Annotated in this window: 1 tRNA gene; it reads right to left on the bottom strand. The window is 54.3% G+C overall.

The features are described from left to right. Positions 1-205 precede the first annotated feature (205 nt). Positions 206-278, bottom strand: a tRNA-Arg gene (locus JF66_RS21050). Positions 279-494 lie beyond the last annotated feature (216 nt).

Raw genomic sequence — 494 nt, 5'->3', positions numbered from 1 at the left:
TCACTGGGAGCCCGAACAACGCCCGGCGAGAAACTCTTGGTACGCCGGTGCCACTCGCCACCGGGCGCATAAATTGAACAGTAAGGATAACTCAATTATGCCGATGCTACCTGAGCTTGTCCCTAGTTTGTCCGTTCGGACCAAATTGACCCTGGCCGCGGGCAACAAAAAAAGCGGCCCACCGAAGTGAACCGCTTCTTGTCTGTGCGCCCGGAGGGATTTGAACCCCCGACCTATTGATCCGTAGTCAATTGCTCTATCCGCTGAGCTACGGGCGCCCGGTTACTTCCGCTTCAAGCTCTCGGAGGCAACTTGAAAACTATACCAGCTATCCGGACCGCCGCTCACCGATTGCACTTCTTACGCAGATATTACGGAACTCCAATTCTTCCTCCAAATACTGCTTGGGAGGTGGACAGAGCCGTTTCCTCATGTTTACCTTGGGCACGACACGACCCATGAAAGGGGGGTGCCCTGATGGATATGACGTTTTT

Source organism: Cryobacterium sp. MLB-32 (assembly GCF_000738085.1).
Taxonomy (GTDB): domain Bacteria; phylum Actinomycetota; class Actinomycetes; order Actinomycetales; family Microbacteriaceae; genus Cryobacterium.
Note: the sequence above shows the minus strand (reverse complement) of the source record. Positions and strands in the feature narration are given on the sequence as shown.